This window comes from Kitasatospora sp. NPDC008115 (assembly GCF_042957205.1).
Lineage (GTDB): Bacteria > Actinomycetota > Actinomycetes > Streptomycetales > Streptomycetaceae > Kitasatospora.
This window is the reverse complement of record NZ_JBIBHU010000021.1, coordinates 141,628-159,320: the sequence shown is the minus strand read 5'-3', so window position 1 is coordinate 159,320 and position 17,693 is coordinate 141,628. Positions and strand designations below refer to the sequence as shown.

At 75.2% G+C, this 17,693-nt stretch carries 15 protein-coding genes; 4 read left to right on the top strand and 11 right to left on the bottom strand.

Annotation, left to right across the window (positions count from 1 at the left end; all coding sequences use genetic code 11):
- The first annotated feature begins 79 nt into the window (after positions 1-79).
- Positions 80-1,402, top strand: coding sequence for a D-arabinono-1,4-lactone oxidase (locus ACFZBX_RS25415; RefSeq protein ID WP_391536092.1), 1,323 nt, complete (start codon positions 80-82; stop codon positions 1,400-1,402).
- On the opposite strand, the gene ACFZBX_RS25410 is transcribed toward ACFZBX_RS25415, so the two are convergent.
- Positions 1,399-2,274, bottom strand: coding sequence for a hypothetical protein (locus ACFZBX_RS25410; protein ID WP_391536091.1), 876 nt, complete (start codon positions 2,272-2,274; stop codon positions 1,399-1,401). The two genes, ACFZBX_RS25415 and ACFZBX_RS25410, sit on opposite strands and share 4 nt — an antisense overlap.
- Positions 2,275-2,855: 581 nt before the next feature.
- Between ACFZBX_RS25410 and sepH the strand changes: the two genes are divergently transcribed.
- Entirely contained in the window at positions 2,856-3,932 is a 1,077-nt protein-coding gene (gene sepH, locus ACFZBX_RS25405) for a septation protein SepH (protein WP_391536090.1), read from the top strand.
- A gap of 65 nt (positions 3,933-3,997) precedes the next feature.
- Here sepH and ACFZBX_RS25400 read toward each other — a convergent pair whose 3' ends face one another.
- Positions 3,998-4,858, bottom strand: coding sequence for a sulfurtransferase (locus ACFZBX_RS25400; protein WP_391536089.1), 861 nt, complete (start codon positions 4,856-4,858; stop codon positions 3,998-4,000).
- 156 nt (positions 4,859-5,014) lie between these two features.
- Here ACFZBX_RS25400 and ACFZBX_RS25395 point away from each other — a divergent pair, with 156 nt between their 5' ends.
- Complete coding sequence (locus ACFZBX_RS25395; protein ID WP_391536088.1) at positions 5,015-5,764, top strand: VOC family protein; 750 nt, start codon at positions 5,015-5,017, stop codon at positions 5,762-5,764.
- A gap of 7 nt (positions 5,765-5,771) precedes the next feature.
- Here the strand turns inward: ACFZBX_RS25395 and ACFZBX_RS25390 are convergent, their stop codons facing one another.
- The 4 genes from ACFZBX_RS25390 to ACFZBX_RS25375 form a co-directional block, all read right to left on the bottom strand.
- Positions 5,772-6,428, bottom strand: coding sequence for a thymidine kinase (locus tag ACFZBX_RS25390; protein WP_380761754.1), 657 nt, complete (start codon positions 6,426-6,428; stop codon positions 5,772-5,774).
- 33 nt (positions 6,429-6,461) lie between these two features.
- Positions 6,462-7,646, bottom strand: coding sequence for an alkaline phosphatase family protein (locus tag ACFZBX_RS25385; protein WP_391536087.1), 1,185 nt, complete (start codon positions 7,644-7,646; stop codon positions 6,462-6,464).
- Positions 7,647-7,794: 148 nt separating this feature from the next.
- The gene (locus ACFZBX_RS25380; RefSeq protein WP_391536086.1) at positions 7,795-8,394 is read right to left on the bottom strand and encodes a DUF5998 family protein; all 600 of its coding nucleotides are present in this window, start codon (positions 8,392-8,394) and stop codon (positions 7,795-7,797) included.
- Between the two features lie 93 nt (positions 8,395-8,487).
- Positions 8,488-11,304, bottom strand: coding sequence for a GNAT family N-acetyltransferase (locus ACFZBX_RS25375; RefSeq protein ID WP_391536085.1), 2,817 nt, complete (start codon positions 11,302-11,304; stop codon positions 8,488-8,490).
- 231 nt (positions 11,305-11,535) lie between these two features.
- Between ACFZBX_RS25375 and ACFZBX_RS25370 the strand changes: the two genes are divergently transcribed.
- Complete coding sequence (locus tag ACFZBX_RS25370) at positions 11,536-11,817, top strand: HPr family phosphocarrier protein (RefSeq protein ID WP_391536084.1); 282 nt, start codon at positions 11,536-11,538, stop codon at positions 11,815-11,817.
- Between the two features lie 78 nt (positions 11,818-11,895).
- Here ACFZBX_RS25370 and ACFZBX_RS25365 read toward each other — a convergent pair whose 3' ends face one another.
- The 5 genes from ACFZBX_RS25365 to ACFZBX_RS25345 all read right to left on the bottom strand — a co-directional run bounded on the left by ACFZBX_RS25365 (position 11,896) and on the right by ACFZBX_RS25345 (position 17,679).
- Positions 11,896-14,469: an ABC transporter permease gene (locus ACFZBX_RS25365; protein ID WP_391536083.1), complete on the bottom strand. Its 2,574-nt coding sequence runs from the start codon at positions 14,467-14,469 to the stop codon at positions 11,896-11,898.
- A complete protein-coding gene (locus ACFZBX_RS25360) occupies positions 14,466-15,218 on the bottom strand; it encodes an ABC transporter ATP-binding protein (protein WP_391536107.1) in 753 nt (250 codons plus the stop codon). Before ACFZBX_RS25360 ends, ACFZBX_RS25365 begins: the two co-directional genes overlap by 4 nt.
- A gap of 38 nt (positions 15,219-15,256) precedes the next feature.
- Positions 15,257-15,637 carry an SHOCT domain-containing protein gene (locus tag ACFZBX_RS25355; RefSeq protein ID WP_391536082.1) on the bottom strand — a complete coding sequence of 127 codons (381 nt, stop codon included), beginning with the start codon at positions 15,635-15,637 and terminating at the stop codon, positions 15,257-15,259.
- Between the two features lie 168 nt (positions 15,638-15,805).
- Positions 15,806-16,474 carry a response regulator gene (locus ACFZBX_RS25350; RefSeq protein WP_391536081.1) on the bottom strand — a complete coding sequence of 223 codons (669 nt, stop codon included), beginning with the start codon at positions 16,472-16,474 and terminating at the stop codon, positions 15,806-15,808.
- The gene (locus ACFZBX_RS25345; protein ID WP_391536080.1) at positions 16,471-17,679 is read right to left on the bottom strand and encodes a sensor histidine kinase; all 1,209 of its coding nucleotides are present in this window, start codon (positions 17,677-17,679) and stop codon (positions 16,471-16,473) included. Before ACFZBX_RS25345 ends, ACFZBX_RS25350 begins: the two co-directional genes overlap by 4 nt.
- Positions 17,680-17,693 lie beyond the last annotated feature (14 nt).

Here is a 17,693-nt window from a genome sequence, read left to right as displayed (position 1 = left end):
CCTCCCTACCCGCGGCCTACCCGTGGGTAGGGACCGAGGTGAGCCGACACCGTGCGGCCACGGAGCAGGAGGCGCCGCAATGCCCCAGGCCAGTACCGCGACCCGCACCCGCTGGACCAACTGGGCGGGCAACCAGAGCACCGTGCCCGCCCGGGTGGTCACCCCCGGGACGGCGGAGGAACTGGCCAAGGAGATCCTGCGCGCCGGCGACCAGGGCCGGACCGTCAAGGCGATCGGCTCCGGCCACTCGTTCACCGCGATCGCCTCCGCCGGGGACGGCGTCCTGGTCCGGCCGCACGCGCTGACCGCCGTGCGGGAGATCGACCGGGAGAGGGGCACGGTCACCGTCGAGGCCGGACTGCCGCTGCACCGGCTCAACCGGGTGCTCGCCGCCGCCGGCCTCTCGCTCACCAACATGGGCGACATCGAGGTGCAGACCGTGGCCGGCGCCACCAGCACCGGCACCCACGGCACCGGCCGGGACTCCGGCTCGCTCGCCGCCCAGATCCGCGGCCTGGAGATCGTGCTCGCCGACGGCAGCGTCCGGCGCTGCTCCCCCGCCGAGCACCCGCGGCTCTTCGAGGCCGCCCGGCTCGGCCTCGGCGCGCTCGGCGTGATCACCGCGCTCACCCTCGCCGTCGAGCCGTCCTTCCTGCTCACCGCGCACGAGCAGCCGATGCGCTTCGACGAGGTGCTGGAGCGACTGGACGACCTCACCGCCGTCAACGAGCACTTCGAGTTCTACTGGTTCCCGCACACCGACCGCTGCTCGACCAAGCGGAACAACCGCAGCCAGGGCCCGGCCGCGCCGCTGCCCCGGTTCAAGGAGTGGCTGGAGGACGACTTCCTCTCCAACACCGTCTGGGAGGGCGCCTGCCGGGTCGGCCGCCGCTTCCCCGGCTCGGTGCCGGCCATCGCCGCGCTGGCCAGCCGCGCGTGGTCGGACCGCAGCTACACCGACACCGCGTACAAGGTGTTCACCAGCCCCCGCAAGGTGCGCTTCATCGAGATGGAGTACGCGGTGCCGCGCGCGGCGGCCGGCGAGGTGCTGCGCGAGCTGCGGGCGATGGTCGAGCGGTCCGGCTGGCGGATCAGCTTCCCGGTCGAGGTGCGGTTCGCCCCGGCCGACGAGGTCTGGCTCTCCACCGCGCACGGCCGGGACACCGCCTACATCGCCGTCCACCTCTACCGGGGCACCGCCGAGCAGGGGTACTTCACGGCGGTCGAGCGGCTGATGACCGGGCACGGGGGCCGCCCGCACTGGGGCAAGCTGCACACCCGGGACGCCGAGTACCTGGCCGGGGTCTACCCGCGCTTCGCGGACTTCACCGCCCTGCGCGACGAACTGGACCCGGACCGCCGCTTCGGCAACGACTACCTGCGCCGGGTGCTGGGGGCCTAACCCCGCTCCGACGCCGCGCCCGCCGCGCCCGCCGGGGCTTGCGGCGCGGCCGGGGGCGGCTCGGCGGCGGTGCTCGGGGCCGGGGGCTTCGGGGTCGCGGCGCCGGACGGCTTCGTGGACGCCGCCCCGTCGCTGGCCGGCGCGGAGGGAGCGCTGGACGCGGACGGCGCGGGGGGCGCGGACGGCTCGCCGGTGGGGCGCGCGGAGGGCGACGCGGACGGCGCCGTGCTCGGACCCGCGCCGGAACCGGCCGACGGGGAGGCCGACGGTTCACCACCCCCGGTGTCCGGACGGGCACCGGGGCTCGGCCGCCCGGAGGCGCCGCCGTCCGCGCCGTCCCCGCCGGCCGACGGCGAGGGCACCGAGGAGGGTCCTGAGGAGGGGGCGTCACCCGGTGGGACGGTCGGTTTCCGGTCGACCCGGCCGCCGATCGAGGTGCCGCTGCCCGACTCGCCCTTGACCGTCGCCGACACCGGCTGCCCGGTCGCCAGTTCGAAGGCGAGGATCGGGACCATCGCGAGGGTGAACACCAGCGCCGAGACCGCGGTGAACGACTTCCAGGTCCACCGGCGACGCGCCCGGACGACCCGCGGGGTGCTCCACTGCCCGGAGACCGGCGGCGGATCCGCCGCCGGAGCCGGCTCCGGCGCCTGCCTCAGTCCGTTCGTCAGCTGCCCCGGCCCGGCGGTCCGGTCCACGGCGTCGCGCAACTGTTCCCCGGTGCGCTTGAAGAGGTGCTGGAACACCGCACTTCCGGTGGTCGCGCCGATGCTCACCACCGCGGCGCCGAGAATGGTGCCGTACACCCCGAGTTCGGACGCGAGCACCGCCCCCACCACGGTCGCCAGTGCGCTGGCGGCGACCTGAGCCACACTCAGATCAATTCGCCTGCGACCTTCATCGGCTCCGTCCTGGCCGGGCTTCACCTGCGGCATCAACATCCCTCGCGTCAGTACGACTGTCCTTCGAACAAGTCACTCCATCTTGCACAAAGAAGGACACAAGGGTCGAAAATGCGGTTCTTCGCGAGAGATATATGTGAAGATGATCACCGTTCATCGGCCGATCCTCGGCCATTGGGGTCGCATGCTCTTGAGATTCCCGTGAATCGCGGGAGACTTGAGCGGCGAGCCGCCCCTTTGGATGCCACGAATGGAGTACTGTTCGTAAAGCCTGAGGCCTGGGTCGACTTGTCGACTGCCCATCAACCGGCAGCCTGACGAAGAGACACGGTGCAGGCACGCACGGCGACGCCCGTCCCGGACCGTCGCGTTCACTGCGCGTGCGAGGACGGCCGGGACACCCAGGCGCGACGTCGACGGATGACGTGGCAAAAAGGCAACCGTGCCACAGCGGCGTGGCCGGGCGTAAGCCCGACACGCCGGGGAACTCAGCAAGGTTGTGGCCAGTCGCGAGCGGGCAGGCCACACTCAGTACGGGAGCAGCGACGCAGGTGACGTCGGCAGGCACCACCCGGGAGGTAACCGTGCCCGAACTGCGGGTTGTGGCCGTCAGCAACGACGGCACACGGCTGGTGCTCAAGGCTGCCGACAGCACGGAGTACACCCTTCCCATCGATGAGCGGCTGCGCGCCGCCATCCGTGGTGACCGTCCGCGCCTCGGCCAGATCGAGATCGAGGTCGAGAGCCACCTCCGCCCCCGTGACATCCAGGCGCGGATACGAGCCGGTGCCTCCGCCGAGGAGGTCGCGCAGGCGGCCGGCATCTCCGTCGACCGGGTCCGCCGCTTCGAGGGTCCGGTGCTGGCCGAGCGGGCCTTCATGGCCGAGCGGGCCCGCAAGACCGCGATCCGCCGGCACGGCGAGGCCCCCGGCCCGCAGCTGGGCGAGGCGGTGGCCGAGCGGCTGGCGCTGCGCGGCGCGGAGAAGGAGACCGAGCGCTGGGACTCCTGGCGGCGCGACGACGGCACCTGGGAGGTCATCCTCTCCTACCGGGCCGACGGCGAGGGCCGCAGCGCGTGCTGGACGTACGACCCGCCCCGGCGGCTGGTCCAGCCGAACGACGACGAGGCCCGCGCGCTGATCGGCGAAACGGTCGAGCGCGAGGAGGAGTCGGTCTTCCCGTTCATCCCGCGGATCGCCCGGCTCCCCCAGGAGCGGCCGCCCCGCCCGATGATCGACCGGCCCTCGGCGGACCGGATCATGTCGGCCCGCGAGGTGCGGGAGTCGCGCGAGGCGACGGCCGAGTCCCGGGACTCGCTGACCAGCCTGCTGGACGTGGTGCCCGCCTTCCGCGGCGACCTCGCGGTCGGCGCGCCGCCGCCGATCGAGCCGGTGCCCGCCGAGGTGGCCGAGGAGGCCGAGGAGCCGGCGGCCGCCGCCCCGGCGGTCGGCGCGGGCTCGGCGTACGCGGACATCCTGATGCCGCGCGCGGTCGCCCCGCACCGGGACCGGCTGGTCGGCACCACCGACCGGCAGGCCGAGGCGGACGGCGTCCGGCCCGGTCGCCGGGCCACCGTGCCGAGCTGGGACGAGATCGTCTTCGGCAGCCGGCGCAAGAAGCAGGACTAGTAGGAACGGCAGGACAGCGGAGGGGCGGACGGCCGTGGCCGTCCGCCCCTCGCGCGTCCGCGGACTCAGCCGGGCTGGTCGGTGACGGCGACCGGGCGGGTCCCGTCGCTGGACCACTCGCTCCAGGAGCCCGGGTAGAGGGTGGCGGGCAGGCCGGCGACCGTGAGGGCCAGGATCTGGTGCGCGGCGGTCACCCCGGAGCCGCAGTAGACGGCGGTCTCCCGCTCGCCCGCGCCCAGCGCCCGGAAGCGGGCGGCGAGTTCGGCGGCGGGCCGGAAGCGGCCGTCCGGGCCGACGTTCTCGGTGGTCGGCGCGGAGACCGCGCCCGGGATGTGGCCGGCCCTCGGGTCGATCGGCTCGCTCTCGCCCCGGTACCGCTCCCCCGCCCGGGCGTCCAGCAGCAGCGCCTCGCGGGCCCAGGCCGCGGCGCCGTCCGCGTCGGTCACCGGCAGCTGCCCCGGCACCGGTTTGAAGTCGCCGTCCGCGGCGGACGGCACCTCGGTGCTCACCGGCAGTCCGGCCTCCCGCCAGGCCGCGTAGCCGCCGTCCAGCACCCGCACGTGCGGGTGGCCGGCCCAGCGCAGCAGCCACCAGGCGCGGGCGGCGGCCAGCGAGGTGGCGCCGTCGTAGACCACCACCGGGCGGTCGGCCGAGACGCCGAGCCGGCGCAGCGCGGCACCGAACTCCTCGGGGTCGGGCAGCGGGTGGCGCCCGCCGCGGCCGGGCGGGCCGGCGGGGGCGGCGAGGTCGGTGTCGAGGGGGACGAAGTGGGCGCCGGGCAGGTGGCCGGCGGTGTACTCCTCGATGCCGGGCGGGCCGCCGAGCTGCCAGCGCACGTCGAGCAGGACCGGCGGGTTCGCGGAGGCGAGCGCCTCCCGCAGTTCGGCCGCCGACACCAGCGGGGAGTCATCGTGATGGGTGCTCATGGCGGTCATTCTGGCGCAGTGCCACCGGGCCGGTGCTCTTTGTGCGGTCTTTGCCGGACTTTCCGCGCGGCCCGAGGGTTCGACGCGCGCCACGGTGGAAGCATCACCCTCACTGCGCCGTTTCGTGCGCCCGTCCGCCCCCTGAGGAGACCTGTCATGTCCGCGCTGACACTTCGGCTGGCCCAGGGCACCCCGTGCTGGGTCAGCCTGATGACCGACGATCTGCCCGGCGCCCGGGCGTTCTACGGCGAACTGCTCGGCTGGACGTTCACCCAGGGGCCCGCCCAGCTCGGCGCCTACGTGCGCGCCCGGCTCGGCGCGGAGCCGGTGGCCGGGCTCGGGGTGTCCTCGATGACCGGTTTCCCGGTGCAGTGGACCACCTATTTCGCGGTCGACAGCGCGGACCGCTCGGCCCAGTTGGTGCGCGAGTGCGGCGGGACGGTCGCGGTCGGGCCGCTCCAGGCGGAGCGGGCCGGACGGCTGGCGATCGCGGCGGACGTCTCCGGGGCGGTCTTCGGGCTCTGGCAGGGCGAGGAGCACCTCGGCCGGGAGGCCGGTCCCGAGCCGGGCGGGCCCGCCTGGGCGGAGCTGCTCACCCCGGACGCGGACGGCGCGGCGTCCTTCTACCGCGCGGTGCTCGGGGTGCCGGTGGCGGAGGACGAGGGCGGGTCGGCGCTGCTGGTCGGCGGCCGGCCGGTGGCCGGGATCCGGCGCGGCGCCGAACTGCGCGGCCACCCGCCGCGCTGGCGCACCCACTTCGCGGTCACCGACGCGGAACTGACGGCGCGCCGGGCGGTGGAGCTGGGCGGACGGGTCCTGGTGGAGCCGCACGCGACGCCCCGCGGGCGGGTGGTCCGGCTGGCGGACCCGCGCGGCGGGCACTTCTCGGTGCTGGAGACGGCCTGAGACCGGCTCAGGCCTGCTGCTCCTCGAAGGGGAGGACGTCCGGGGAGAGGACGGCGGCGCGGGCGGTGGCGGCGGTCAGCCGGCGGCGGTGGTGACGGCGGCAGAGCACCTCGTAGCCGACCTCGTCCTCGCGGACGGAGATGTCGCCGATGACCACCTGCGCGCCCTCGACCACCATCACCCCGCCGACGGTGCGGGCGTTGTGGGTGGCCCGGGCGCCGCACCAGCAGAGCGCCTCGACCTGGAGCACCTCGACCCGGTCGGCGAGCTCGATCAGCCGCTGCGAGCCGGGGAAGAGCCGGGTACGGAAGTCGGTGGTGATGCCGAAGGTGTAGACGTCGATGTCGAGTTCGTCGACGACGCGGGCGAGCTGGTCGATCTGGCCGGGGGTGAAGAACTGGGCCTCGTCGCAGATCAGGTAGTCGACCCGGCCGCCGGCCGAGAGCCGGTGCACCACATGGGCGTGGAAGTCGAAGTCGTCGCCCACCTCGACCGCGTCGGCGCGCAGGCCGAGGCGGCTGGAGATGGTGGCGGCGCCGGCCCGGTCGTTGCGGGTGAGGATGATCCCCTGCCGGCCGCGAGCGGCGTGGTTGTGGTCCATCTGGAGCGCGAGCGTCGACTTCCCGCAGTCCATCGTGCCGGAGAAGAACACCAGTTCAGCCATGGGTGGTGCAAAGGCCTTTCGCATCAAGGGGGTTCAGCGGCGGAATTCGAGCAGCGGCACGTACTGCTCGACCGGGGTCATCGATCCGTGCAGGCCGATCATCGCGGACTCGCCCGGCTCGTTGCGGGAGGCGGTGATCGCGATGTCGTCGCGGGCGGCGGCGACCACGTCGCCGATCCGGTGGTAGACGCGCTCGTCCACGGCGGGGCCGAACCAGCCGGCCGCGATCGCCTGGTCGCGGGTGGCCACCCACATCCGGTCGCCGAGCACCTCGCTCCAGACCGCGTGGACGTCGGCGGCGGCGCCGGGGACGGCGTAGACGTGGCGGGCCCGGCCCTCGCCGCCCAGCAGGGCGACGCCGGCGCCGAGCTCCCAGTCCTCGTCGAAGTCGATCCGGTCCTCGGGGGCGATGTCGATCATGCCGTGGTCGGCGGTGACGTACATCACCGAGCGCGGGGGCAGCTGTTCGGCGAGCCGGCGGGCCAGCCGGTCGACGGCGTCCAGGGTCATCCGCCACTCGTCGGAGTCCACGCCGAAGCGGTGGCCCGCGCCGTCCAGTTCGCTGACGTAGGTGTAGACCAGTGCGCGGTCGTGCTCGGCCAGCCAGGCGGCGGCGCGGTCCATCCGCTCCTCGCCGGTGGTGCGGCCGAGGAAGGTGCCGCCGGAGAGCGCCACCCGGGTCAGCGGGGTCTGGGCGAACAGCGGGGAGGAGACCTGGGCGGTGGCCACCCCGGCGGCGTCCACCCGCTCGAAGACCGTCGGGTACGGCTGCCAGCTGCCCGGGTCGGTGTGCGGCTGCCAGCGGAGCTGGTTCATCAGGTGGCCGGCGCCGGGCACCGCCACCGTGTAGCCGGCCAGGCCGTGCAGACCGGGCGGGGTGCCGGTGCCGACCGAGGCCAGCGAGGTCGCGGTGGTGGACGGGAAGCCGGCGGTCAGCGGGCGGCCGGTGCCGCCGAGCGAACCCGGGGTCAGCGAGGAGAGGAACGGCGCGTACTCGGGGTGGCGCAGCAGCAGTTCCCAGCCGAGGCCGTCGACGAGGAAGACCACCGCGCGGTCGGCGGGCGCCAGCGGCAGCGCCGCCTCGAAGCCGGTGACGCCGAGGCCGGCCGCCACCGAGGGCAGCAGGTCGCAGAGCGAGCCGGCGCCGTAGGGGGGTGCGGGGGCGGCGGCGGGGTCGAGGAGCTCGAAGGCGTCGTGGCCGTCGGGGGCGAAGGGCATGGTGGCGGGGGTGGCTTCCTGGCTGGCCGGTACGGTCCGGGCGGGTGGGGGCGGCGTCCGGACGGCGCGGGTGGGCGCGTGGCGGCGGTACGAGGCGGTGGCGCGGGCGGGCGGGTGCCGGACGGTGCCGCGGGCGGGCGGGTGCGGGTCAGACCCGGGGGGCGTCGGTGACGGTCGCCTCGGACAGGGCGCGGGCGAAGAGCAGGGCCTGGGCGACCGTCTCGGGGCCGTCGCCGGCCTCGCTGACCCGCAGCGAGAGGTCGTCGGCGGTGGCCGAGCCGGTGTAGCCGTGGTCCGCCTCGCAGTTGGGGTCGGAGCAGCCGGCCGGTTCGAGGTCGAGGCGCTGGACGGCGCCCCAGCCGATGGTCAGCACCACCTCGCGGGGCAGCGTGCCCGGGGTGTAGGTCTCCGGGTTGGCGACCATCCGGCTCACCACGACGGAGTTGATCCGGTCCAGCCGGACGCTCTCGGTGGAGGTGGTGGCCAGCGGGACGGCGGGGCTGCTGGCGTCGCCGGTCTGCTCGTCGGTGTGGCTCACCACGAAGCGGGTCGGGGTCAGCACCAGCACGGTGACGTGCCGGCGGACCTCGTTGGCGTCGAAGGTGGTCTCCTGGTGCACCAGGTAGGAGCTGATCGGCTCGGGACCCACCGCGGACTCCACCGCCTCGGACACCAGGGCCGGGTAGTAGCCGCTGCGTTCGATCGCGGAACGCAGGTCCTGCGTGGTGGTGGTACCGGTCTTCGCCATAACTCCATCCTGGCATGGTCCGCCGACGAAGCGGGCGGCGCGGCGCCGAGCTTCGGACAACGGCGCCCGCGGTCCGGACGCAACCAAGGAAGGTTACAGCGTGCTCATGGCGCGCGGGCCCAGATCACTGCGGACCGGCAGGGGTGCGATGCGCACGCGCGCCCCCAGGATCGCCAGTCCGTGCGGGGCCACGACCACCGGTTCGAGATCCACCGAGGCGACCTCCGGCAGGTCGTCGACCAGCCGGGACACCCGCAGCAGCAGCTCCTCCAGGGCGTCGGTGTCGACGGCCTCGGCGCCGCGCCAGCCGAACAGCAGGGGCGCCGCCCGGACCTCGCGGACCAGCGAGGCGACGTCCTGGTCGGTGGCCGGAACCAGCCGGTGGGCGACGTCGCCGAGCAGTTCGGCCGGGGCGCCGGCCAGGCCGAAGGAGAGGATCGCGCCGACCGCCGGGTCGACGGTGGCGCCGATCACGGTGTCCACCCCGCGCGGGGCGAGCCGCTGGACCACCAGTCGGGCCTGGGCCGCGCCGCCGAGCAGGGCGTCCAGTTCGCGGTGGGCGCGGCGCAGGCCGGGCTCGCCGGTCAGGTCGAGCCGGACGCTGCCGAGGTCGGGGCGGTGGCGCAGGTGGGGGGCGGTGGCCTTGAGCGCGACGGGGTAGCCCAGGGTGGCGGCGGCGCGTACCGCGCTCTCCTCGTCGGGGGCGGGCAGGGTCGGCGAGACGTCGACGCCGTAGCGGGCGAGCAGGGCGGCGGCGTCGGCGTCGGGCAGGGTGATCCGGGCGCCGCCGGGCTGGGTGCGGGCGGCGATCGCGGTGCGGGTGGAGAGCGCGGCCTCGACCAGGTCGCGGGCGCCGGCCTCGTCGATCCGGTCGAGTTCGGGGACCCGGGCGGTCTCCTCGGCCGCGGCCATCCGGTGGCGCCAGTCGGCGTAGTGGACGGCGTGGGCGAGAGCGCGCACGGCGCGCTCGGGCGCCGGGTAGGCGGGGATGTTGCCGGGGCGCAGCCGGCCGGGCAGGTCGGTGAGCGCCAGGTGGGCGAGGAGCAGCGGCTTGCCGGCCACGCGGGCGCGCTCGCCGGCGTCGAGCAGGGCGGCGGCGATCTCCGGGTCGTCGGAGCCGAGTTCCGGGTCGTCCGGGTCGGTGAGCCGGCCGCCGGCGCCCGGGCCCCAGCCCTGGTTGCCGATCGGCGGGATGGCGACGGCGATCACCGCGTCCACCCCCGGGTCGCTCAGCGCGGTGTCCAGGGCGACCCGGAAGTTCTCGCCGGTGGCGGCGGTGGTGAGGTCGACGGGGGTGCGCGGGCGCAGGCCGGCGGAGAGGCAGGCGTCGTGGGTGAGCAGGCCGAGGGAGTCGGAGTTGCCGATCACGGCGACCCGGTCGCCGGACGGCAGCGGCTGGAGGGCGAGCAGTTCGCCGGTGTCGCACAGTTCCGTGATGGTCTCCACCCGGGTGACGCCGGCCTGCTGGAAGAGGGCGTCGACGGTGGCGTCCTTGAGGCCGGTGGCGGTGGCGGGGACGGCGTGGCCGGGCGGCAGGCTGCCGGTGTGGCGGGCGCCCTTGACCACGACCACCGGCTTGGCCTGGGCGAGCCGGCGGGCGATCCGGGTGAACTTGCGGGGGTTGCCGAAGGACTCCAGGTAGAGCAGGACGACGTCGGTGGCCGGGTCCTCGGCCCAGTACTGGAGGAAGTCGTTGCCGGAGACGTCGGCCCGGTTGCCGACCGAGGCGAAGGAGGAGATGCCGAGGCCGCGCCGGTGGGCGGCCTCCAGCAGGGCGACGCCGATCGCGCCGGACTGGCAGAAGACGCCGAAGCCGCCGCGCGCGGGCAGCACCGGGGCGAGCGAGGCGTTGAGCGGCCGCTCGGGGTCGGTGGAGATCAGGCCGAAGGCGTTGGGTCCGATCACCCGCATGCCGGCCGCGCGGGCCTGGCGGACCAGGGCGCGCTGGCGGTCGCGGCCCTCGGGTCCGGTCTCGGCGTAGCCGGCGGTGACCACGACCAGGCCCTGGACGCCGTGCGCGCCGCACTCGGCGACCGCCTCGGGGACGGCGGAGGCGGGGACGGCGATCACCGCGAGGTCGACCGGGCCGGGGATGTCCAGGATCGAGCGGTACACCGGGACGCCGTCCAGTTCGGTGCCGGGGGTCGCGGCGCGGTTGACCGCGTGGACGGGGCGGTCGTCACCGGCGAAACCGGCGAGCAGGTCGCGCAGCAGGGCCCGGCCGACGGTCTGCGGGCGGCGGGAGGCGCCGATCACCGCGACCGAGCGGGGGGTGAGCAGCCGCTGGACGGAGCGGGCCTCGGCGCGGTGCTCGCGGGCGCGCATGACGGCGAGCGAGGCGGCGGTGGGTTCGAGGTCGAACTCCAGGTGGACCACGCCGTCGGCGAAGCTGCGGCGCTGGACGTAGCCGGCGTCGGTGAAGACCTTCACCATCTTGCGGTTCTCCGGCAGCACCTCGGCCTGGAAGCGGCGGATGCCGCGTTCCTGGGCGACGGCGGCGATGTGCTCCAGCAGCGCGGAGGCGACGCCGCGGCCCTGGTGGGCGTCCTGGACCAGGAAGGCGACCTCGGCGTCGGTGCCGGTCTCGGAGGGGCGGCCGTCGTGGTCGATCCGGTCGTAGCGGACGGTGGCGATGAAGCGGTCGCGGACGACGACGGCGAGGCCGACCCGGTTGACGAAGTCGTGGTGGGTGAAGCGGCGGACGTCCTTGTCGGAGAGCCGGGGGTAGGGCGCGAAGAAACGGAAGTACTTGGACTGGTCGGAAACCTGTTCGTAGAACTCGACCAGCCGGCCGGCGTCGGCGGGGGTGATCGGCCGGATCCGGGCCGTGCCTCCGTCGCGCAGGAGGATGTCGGCCTCCCAGTGCTGGGGGTACTCCGGTTCGGTTCGCGGTACCGCAGAGTCGTCCACGACCGTCAGATTATCCGGCGGCGGGCCGAATGGCGCCGGGCGTGTGTTCACGGCAGGGTGGACAGGGCCGCTGAACGGGGATTATTCGCTGTTTATGGCCCCGAAAGAAACAATCACAAGTCCCGAACGCCGCGGCTCGCAGGGGTCGCCTGCGTGCAACACTGGTCTAGACAACACGTCCGTCTCCCCCCATCACGGCCGTGATCCAGCTTTACCGGAAAGGCACGTCTCATGGCTGAGCGCCGCGTCACCATCGGTTGGCCCGAGGGCCTGCACGCCCGTCCCGCCTCCGTCTTCGTCAAGGCCGTCGCGGCCACCGGCGTGCCGATCACCATCTCCAAGCCCGGCGGCAACCCGGTCAACGCCGGCTCGATGCTCGGCCTGCTCGCGCTCGGCGCGCAGGGCGGCGAGGAGGTCGTGCTGGCCTCCGACGCCGAGGGCGCCGACCAGGCCCTGGACCGCCTGGCCAAGCTGGTCGCCGAGGGCCTGGACGAGCTGCCCGCCGCCGCCTGAGACCGCGCCGCGCCGTACGCGTCCGGAGCCCGGGCCCCGTTGGTCGGGGGGCCCGGGCTCCGGTGCGTCCGCGGCGGGTCAACCGGCCGCGATGGCCCGCAGGATGTCCAGCCGGGCCGCCCGGCGGGCCGGCCGCAGCCCGGCCACCGCTCCCGCGACCAGTCCGGCCACCAGCACCACCGTCAGCTGCAGCGGCGGGAGGGCGAAGCTGCCGGTCCCCTCGGTGTCGGCCGCCCGCACCAGCGCCCAGCCCAGGAACGCCCCCAGGCCCAGGCCGCCGACCGTGCCGAACAGCGCCACCAGCACCGACTCCCAGCGCACCATCGCCCGCAGCTGGCCGCGGGTCTGGCCGACCGCGCGCAGCAGGCCCAGCTCCCTGGTCCGCTCGTGCACCGCCAGGGTCAGCGTGTTGGCGATGCCCAGCAGCGCGATCAGCACCGCCAGCGCCAGCAGCGCGTAGACCACCGCGAGCATGGTGTCGACCACCGAGGCCGCGCTCTTCGCGTACTCCGCGCGGGTCTGCACCTTCGGATCGCCGAACGGCGCCACCGCCGCCGTCACCGCCGCCTTGCCGGCCGACAGCGACACCCCGTCCTTCAGCGCGACCGCCACCAGTGAGTCGACGTCCTGCCCCCGGTGCGGGGCCCAGGCCTCCCGGGTGACCAGGTAGTCGCCGGCCAGCTCACCGCCCTGGTAGAGCGCCTTCACCGTGAACGGCGCCTCGACGCCGTCGCTGAACCGCACCGGGACGGTGCTGCCCACCTGCCAGCCGTGCTTCCCGGCCTCGGTGCGGGACACCGCCAGGCCGTCGGTGCCCAGGCGGAGCGAGCCGTCCACCCGGCCGAGGTCGACGATGCCCGCCAGTCGGGCCGGATCGGTGACGTCCAGGGTCCGGCCGTGGCCGTCCACCCGGGCCACGCCCCGGCCCAGGCCCACGCTCCGCTCCACCTCCGGCAGCGCGCCGACGGCGTCCGCCAGCTTCGGGCTCAGCCCGCCGCCGCGGAAGCCCCCGGTGGAGACCGCGAGGTCGCCGGCGAAGGTCCGGCTCACCGTGTCGTCCATGGTCGCCTTGATCGAGGCGCCGAAGACGGTGAACAGCGAGACCACCGTGACGCCGACCATCAGCGCACTGGCCGTCGCCGCCGTCCGCTTCGGGTTGCGGGCCGCGTTGCGCTGCGCCAGCACGCCGGGGATGCCGCGCAGCCTCGGCAGCGGGGCGCCCAGCCACCGCACCACGAAGGTCGCGAACACCGGGCCGAGCACCACCACGCCGAGCAGCGTCGTCACCGCGCCGCCCGCGGTCAGCCCGACCGACGGGCCGTCGGTCGCGCCGGTCACCGTGCCCGCCGCCCCGGCCGCCACCAGCAGCGCGCCGGCGATCCAGCGGATCCGGCCGGCCCGGCCCTGCGCCGCGCCGTCCACCGCCACCGCCCGCATCGCGGCCAGCGGCGCCGTCCGGCCCGCCCGCACCGCCGGCGCGACCGCCGAGGCGACCGCCGTGACCGTCCCCACCAGCAGCGGCAGCGCCACCGAGACCGCGCCGACCACCAGGCCGCCGGCCGGCAGGTTGAAGCCGATCACCTTGAACAGCGACTTCAGCCCCGTCGCCACCCCGATCCCGCCGAGCAGACCGGCCGCCGAGGCGGCCAGGCCGACCACCACCGCCTCCGCCAGGGTCGCCGCCAGCACCTGGCCGCGCGCCGCGCCCAGCGCCCTGAGCAGCGCGTTCTCCCTGGTCCGCTGGGCCACCACGATGGCGAAGGTGTTGTGGATGGTGAAGGTCGCCACCAGCAGGGCGATGCCCGCGAAGACCAGCAGCAGGGTGGTGAACATGGTCAGGAAGCGGCTGGACACCTGCGCGGTGGCCTCCTCGGTGACCTTCGTCCCGGTCACCGCCTCCAGCCCGGCCGGCAGCCGCTCCGACAGCGCCGCCACCAGTTCCTGCTGGGAGACCCCGGGCGCGGCCCGGAACTGGATCGAGGTGGCCTGGCCCCCGCCCTTCGGGGTCAGGTACCGCTCGGCGTCGGCCAGCGTCAGGCCGGTCCAGGTGTTCTGGCCCATGCCGTCGGCCTCGGCCCCGAAGGTCGCGATGCCGACGATGGTCACCTTCACCGGGTCGGGCGCGCGCAGCACGGTGGTGTCGCCGATCCCCAGGTCACCGGCCTTGGCCGCGCCCCGGTTGATCACCGCCTCCCCCGGCCGCTCCGGCGCCCGGCCCTCGGCCAGCCGGTACGGGTTGAGCCCGCTGTCCTTCTGCCAGTAGCCGGCCAGGGTGGGCGGACCCTGGCCGCCCACCGCCTTGCCGTTCCTGCCGATCAGCTGGCCGGAGCCCTGGATCGCCGGCTCGGCCGCCGCCACCCCGGGCACCTGGCGCAGCCGATCGGCCAGCGCCTGCTCCACCGGGGCCCGGACGCCGCCGAAGGTGTTCCCGGTGTCCAGCACGTCGGCGCTGCGCACCACGGCGTCGGTGCCGCGGTTGGCGTCGGCGAACAGGGTGTCGAAGCTGCCGCGCAGGGTGTCGCCGAGCACCAGGGTGCCGGACAGGAAGGCCACCCCGAGCAGGATCGCGGTGAACGTCCCGGCCAGCCGCCGCTTGTGCGCGGCCAGCGAGCGCAGGCTGATCCGCAGGGTGGCGGTGGCGCTGCTGCTCATGACCGGACGCCTCGCCGTCCGGTCGCGGGGGCATGGTCGAAGGCCTTCATCCGGTCCAGCACTCCGGCCGGGGTGGGCCGCTCCATGCGGTCCACCAGGCGGCCGTCGGCGAGGAAGAGCACCTCGTCCGCGTAGCCGGCGGCGGTCGGGTCGTGGGTGACCATGACCACCGTCTGGCCCATGTCGTCCACCGCGCGGCGCATCAGCTCCAGCACCTCGGCGCCGGTGCGGGAGTCCAGGTTGCCGGTCGGCTCGTCCGCGAAGACCACCTCGGGACGGCCGGCCAGCGCCCGGGCCAGCGCGACCCGCTGCTGCTGGCCGCCGGAGAGCTCGCTCGGCCGGTGGCCGAGCCGCTCGCGCAGCCCGACCGCGTCGATCAGGCTCTCCACCCACTCCCGGTCCACCTCGCCGCCGGCCAGGTCGACCGGCAGCGTGATGTTCTCCCGGGCGGTGAGCACCGGCACCAGGTTGAAGGACTGGAAGACGAAGCCGATCCGCTCCCGGCGCAGCAGCGTCAGCCGGCGGTCGCTGAGGTTCTCCAGCTCGGTGTCGCCGATCATCGCGGTGCCGGCGGTCAGCCGGTCCAGCCCCGCCGCGCAGTGCAGCAGGGTGGACTTGCCGGAGCCGGACGGGCCCATGATCGCGGTGAGCCGGCCGGCCGGGAAGCCGACGGTCACGTGGTCCAGGGCGCGCACCTCGGTGCGGCCGATGCCGTAGACCTTGACCGCCTCGGTGACCCCGGCGGCCATCCGGTCGGCCCCGACCACGTCGAGTACCGGGAAGGTGGTCACTTGGCGCCGCCCTGGCCCGGCTTGGTGTCGCCCTGGTCCCGGGTGTGCTCCAGCAGGGTGTCCCGGCGGGTGCGGTACTCCTCCTCGCCGATCTGGCCCTCGGCGTACCGGCGGGCCAGGCTTGCCAGCGGGCCCTCGGGACCGCCCGGCCAGCCGCCGCGCCAGCCCGGTCCGCCGTTCCACGGGCCCTCCCACTGGCCGACCCACGGCGGGCCCCACGGCCCGCGCCGGCGGCGGCGCAGCACGGTGAACACGGTGATCAGGACGAGCAGCCAGAACAGCGGGAAGAGCAGGAACCACGGGCCCGGGCCGCCCCCGTTCCACGGGCCCCAGCCGTCCCGGCAGATCGTGTCCGCGAGTAGTACGGTGCTCTGCATGTCGGTCAACTCCTCGGTGGGCCCCGCGCGTTCGGGCGGGGCCTGGCGCCGGCCCCGGACGGTTCCCCGAGGCCACCACGAGCGTCCCGCCGAGGAGGGGTCCGGCGCGTCCTCCGGGGAGCGGCACCGGGGGTACGACGCGGGGAGTAGGGAGGCGGGACCCGCCTGCTACCCGAGCCAGCCTGGGCGGACCAGGCCGGACTCGTAGGCGAGGACGACGAGTTGGGCGCGGTCGCGGACGCCGAGCTTCACCATGGCGCGGCTGACGTGCGTCTTGGCGGTGAGCGGGCTGACCACCAGCCGACGGGCGATGTCGTCGTTGCTGAGGCCCATGCCGACCAGGGTGAGCACCTCGCGCTCCCGGTCGGTGAGCGAGGACAGCAGCCGTCCGCTCGCGGCGGGCTCCCGGGAGCGGACGGCGAACTCGTCGATCAGCCGGCGGGTCACGCCCGGGGAGAGCAGCGAGTCGCCGACGGCGGCGACCCGGACCGCGCGCAGCAGGTCGGCCGGTTCGGTGTCCTTGGCCAGGAAGCCGGCCGCGCCGAGGCGCAGCGCCTCGAAGATGTACTCGTCCAGCTCGAAGGTGGTCAGCACCACCACCCGGACCGCGGCCAGCTCGGGCCGGGTGCAGATCCGCCGGGTGGCCTCCAGGCCGTCGGTGCCGGGCATCCGGATGTCCATCAGCACGACGTCCGGCCGCAGCTCCTCCACCAGCCGGACGGCCGCCTCGCCGTCGTCGGCCTCGCCGACCACCTCGATGTCGGGCTGGACGTCGAGCAGGGCCCGGAAGCCCGCCCGGACCAGGACCTGGTCGTCCGCCAGCAGTACCCGGATCATCCCGGCCGTCCCTTCGTGCTCGCCGTGCCCGGCCCCGCCGGGTCGGGCAGCCAGGCCCGGACCCGGAAGCCGCCGCCGTGCGGTCCGGCGGTCAGCTCCCCGGCGAAGGCCGCGGCGCGCTCGCGCATGCCGATCAGGCCGTTGCCGGAGCCGCCGCCGTCGCCGCCGGCGGCCGGGCCGGGGTCGTCCACCCGGAGCAGCAGCCCGTCCGGGGAAGACCAGTCCATCAGAACGGTGGCGGTGCGCGCGGCCGAATGGCGGATGACGTTGGTGAGCGCCTCCTGGACGATCCGGAAGGCGGCCAGCTCCACCTGGGCGGACAGCGGCCGGACCGTGCCGGCCGTCTCCACCGTGACGGCGAGTCCGGCGTGGCCGGCCTGGGTGACGAGTTCGGGCAGCCGGGCGAGGCCGGGGGCGGGGGTGCGCGGGGCCTGGCCGTCCGGGCCGCGCAGGGTGCCGAGCACCTGGCGGACCTCGCCCAGCGCCTCCTTGCTGGTCGCCTTGATGACGGTCAGCGCGGCGCGGACCTGGTCGGGGTGCTCGTCGATGAGCTCCAGGGCGACCCCGGCCTGGAGGTGGATCACCGAGATCGAGTGGGCCAGGATGTCGTGCAGTTCGCGGGCCATCCGCAGCCGCTCCTCGGCGGCCCGGTTCTCCTCGGCCTGCCGCCGGGCCAGCCGGCGGGCGGCCAGTTGTTCGCCGCGGGCGCGCATGATCTCGGCGCCGGCCAGGATCAGCAGCAGCCAGGCCGCCGCGCCGGCCTCCTGCCACCAGCCGGGGCCGGTGCCGGGCGCGCGCTGCCAGGAGTGCGGCAGCAGGTGGGAGCTGGACAGGTGGAGCAGGTAGCCGGCGCCGAGCGAGGTCCAGGCCCACCGGCGGCGGCCGCGGGCGAGCGCGCCGTAGACGGCGACGGCGAGGCTGAAGAACACCGGGCCGTACGGGTAGCCGGCCAGCAGGTAGCCGGTGGTGACGGCGGTGACGGCGGCCACCACCGGGCCGGGGTAGCGGTCGCGGAGCATCAGCAGGGCCGGGCCGAGCAGCAGCAGCGCGTACCCGGCGGCGTCCAGCGCGGCCCGGTCCGGCTGCCGGCCGGCGGCGGCGGTGGAGCCGACCACCTGGACCAGGGCGACCAGCAGCGCGGAGACCCGCGTCCAGGCCGGCCTGGTCCAGGGCGGTCCGCCGTAGGGGTCGTGGTCGCCGCTCACGGACGGCGGACCGC

What these genes read in the sequence shown, in the direction of transcription:
- ACFZBX_RS25415 (WP_391536092.1), top strand. Translation starts at nt 80, where the DNA reads ATGCCCCAGGCCAGTACCGCGACCCGCACCCGCTGGACCAACTGGGCG.
- ACFZBX_RS25400 (WP_391536089.1), bottom strand. Translation starts at nt 4,858, where the DNA reads ATGAGCACCCATCACGATGACTCCCCGCTGGTGTCGGCGGCCGAACTG.
- ACFZBX_RS25395 (WP_391536088.1), top strand. Translation starts at nt 5,015, where the DNA reads ATGTCCGCGCTGACACTTCGGCTGGCCCAGGGCACCCCGTGCTGGGTC.
- ACFZBX_RS25390 (WP_380761754.1), bottom strand. Translation starts at nt 6,428, where the DNA reads ATGGCTGAACTGGTGTTCTTCTCCGGCACGATGGACTGCGGGAAGTCG.
- ACFZBX_RS25385 (WP_391536087.1), bottom strand. Translation starts at nt 7,646, where the DNA reads ATGCCCTTCGCCCCCGACGGCCACGACGCCTTCGAGCTCCTCGACCCC.
- ACFZBX_RS25380 (WP_391536086.1), bottom strand. Translation starts at nt 8,394, where the DNA reads ATGGCGAAGACCGGTACCACCACCACGCAGGACCTGCGTTCCGCGATC.
- ACFZBX_RS25370 (WP_391536084.1), top strand. Translation starts at nt 11,536, where the DNA reads ATGGCTGAGCGCCGCGTCACCATCGGTTGGCCCGAGGGCCTGCACGCC.
- ACFZBX_RS25365 (WP_391536083.1), bottom strand. Translation starts at nt 14,469, where the DNA reads ATGAGCAGCAGCGCCACCGCCACCCTGCGGATCAGCCTGCGCTCGCTG.
- ACFZBX_RS25360 (WP_391536107.1), bottom strand. Translation starts at nt 15,218, where the DNA reads ATGGCCGCCGGGGTCACCGAGGCGGTCAAGGTCTACGGCATCGGCCGC.
- ACFZBX_RS25355 (WP_391536082.1), bottom strand. Translation starts at nt 15,637, where the DNA reads ATGCAGAGCACCGTACTACTCGCGGACACGATCTGCCGGGACGGCTGG.
- ACFZBX_RS25350 (WP_391536081.1), bottom strand. Translation starts at nt 16,474, where the DNA reads ATGATCCGGGTACTGCTGGCGGACGACCAGGTCCTGGTCCGGGCGGGC.